We start from the raw sequence: 2287 nt of genomic DNA on the forward strand, positions 1-2287 counted from the left end.
GAGGGATTTGACCATGAGCCTTGAGGTTGCCGTCTTTGTCGCAGTACGCCCAAGCGATGGAACCGGGATTCATGTCAATCCCAATGCATCCATAGTTGAGGGGCAGACTTTCTGGTTTTACAGGCAATGGAGTGAACTGTACGGCAACGCACCACTTCCCATCTTTACGGTAGAAGTGCCACGATTTAGCACCTGTTGCAGGAAGTCTATTAATATTTCGGTCAAAATTCCCAATTTCTGAAGAAACATACTTGCCGAATTTAGACTCTAGGAAACTGGGAACTCGAAACTTGATAGTATTGCCATCCCACTGACAAGCTTGATTTCCTTTAGTTTCGTCTTTAGAACCAACAATAAAGATTTGATGACGAGGAACCTTGACTTGGAGAGGGGCAGATTTCAGGTGTTCTATTTGTTTGATTAACTGATAATGCCTACGCTTTTTGTTGTGGAGTTGAAAGCGTAGATTGCGCCAATTAGTACTCCTAAACTGCAATGAGCAAGACAAGGGAAAACAACAACTTGTTTTACTGTTGCGCCAATTCTTTTTGGAGTAAAACTTGGCTGCATTTTTTAGTCTACGAGTGGTCTTATAGATCCACTTTTCAATCGATTTTAGCTTCCCCGTCAAGGTTTTGATATGGTTCGTCCTGCATTCAGTCGCCGAATCAACAAGCCCTTTAGAGAAGCTGATCACACCATTGGCATGACGCTTGGAGATACGATATGTGTGCTGAAGGTGGGTATTCCAACTTGACTTATTGAAAACTGATGAAGACAAGAGATGGCTAACTGACGCGCTCGCTGCTTTATGGAATATTGGAGCAAACGAAGCCAGAAACATCTCTAGATTGGTGAAACCTAAAGAGTTCATTTCGTCGGCTGGTGTAGGTAATCCTTTGCAGTAGGTGATAGTTGCCATGATCTATTATAACAGATATACCAAAATTTATTTACTCATTATTGAGATATTTTTTCGGGATTTTATACAGTTTTTGATTGAGATGAATCGTCTCATAAAAAACTTGTAAATTACAGGCATACAAAGAGATAATTCTAGAAATTTGGGTTACTGTTTTACACCCCAAAAGGTAGTAAGCGGCGGGGCGTACATACTGGCGTCGGGACTAGCTGATGGCTGGGCTACGTATTTTGCTAAATTCTCAATTTTGAGAATACGGTCGGTGTCCCGCACATAAAGCGGTACCATCGCCTCGCGCTCTAGCAGCAATTCAGGTAGGTTGATTCTAATCTCCTTACCACTGTGGAACAGCCTTCTGGCTGCTTTCTCGACCATCCGGGAAAGCTCTGCGCCAGTGCAGTTAAGAGTCTTACCCAAGAGAATTCTCCACTCAGATTCAGTTAAAGGGTCAGCTCCGTCTCGGTAGCGTAGGTCAAACCGCGCCAAGTGCAAATGGAGGATTTCCTTGCGCTCGATCGCTTGGGGAAAGCCTACATAGTAGATTTCATCAAAACGACCCACACGGGTTAATTCTGGCGGCAGCGCATCTAAACGGTTGAGGGTGGCAATCACAAAAGTCCTGCTAGTTTTCTCTTGCAGCCAAGTCAATAGTAGCCCCAGAACCTGTCTGGAATTTACGTCTTCAGCAATTTGAGAAGAACCAGGAAACAACTTATCAAATTCATCGAAGTAGACCACAGCAGGTGCTGCTGCTTCCACACGGGTCAAGAGCCGCTTCAGGTAAGATGCTCCCCCTGCTGAAATCGCTCCAGTGTCAACGCTAATCATTGGAAATCCCAACTCTTTGGCACAAAACTTAGAGACAAAGGTTTTACCAGTACCTGGTGGACCTACCAGCAACCATCCTTTTGGTAGGGGAAGACCAGAGGAGCGAGCTGCGCTGGTATAATCGCTTTTCACTCCAGTAATTCCTGCTTTTATTCGGTCTAAACCACCAAAGTCAGGGACGTTAGGTTGAGCAACAAACTGAAGGTCAAACGAGCGTAATCGCTCAATTTTATAGTCCAGCAACAGCTCGACAAGATGGGCATCCACTCCACCATTTCTCATTGAACTAATTCGCAAACCACTTTTTATTTCCTCAAGTGTCAGTCCCCCCGCAGATAGCGCCAGCTCTTCAACGAGTGCCTGGTTAATCGACAAGCCACCAAGTTGAGGGAGAAACTCAGTAAGCATTGAAACAATTTTGTCAAAGCCTGGTAAAGGATTCCAAACTTCTGAAATTAAACTTCCAAGTGAAGGAGGTAACTCTACTTCTTGCGTCCCCAAAAGTATCAAATATTTAGAATGATTAGTCCAATTATG

Annotated in this window: 1 protein-coding gene and 1 pseudogene; both read right to left on the reverse strand. The window is 44.2% G+C overall.

Annotated elements, in window-relative coordinates:
* Positions 1 to 922 (reverse strand): annotated as a pseudogene (locus V6C93_RS38545) (hypothetical protein); the annotation flags it as partial.
* Positions 923 to 1069: 147 nt separating this feature from the next.
* On the reverse strand, positions 1070 to 2287 hold a 1218-nt coding region (locus V6C93_RS30015; RefSeq protein WP_333480344.1), incomplete at its 5' end, for an AAA family ATPase.

It is taken from the genome of Allocoleopsis sp. (assembly GCF_036703385.1).
In the GTDB taxonomy this organism is placed as follows: domain Bacteria; phylum Cyanobacteriota; class Cyanobacteriia; order Cyanobacteriales; family Coleofasciculaceae; genus Allocoleopsis.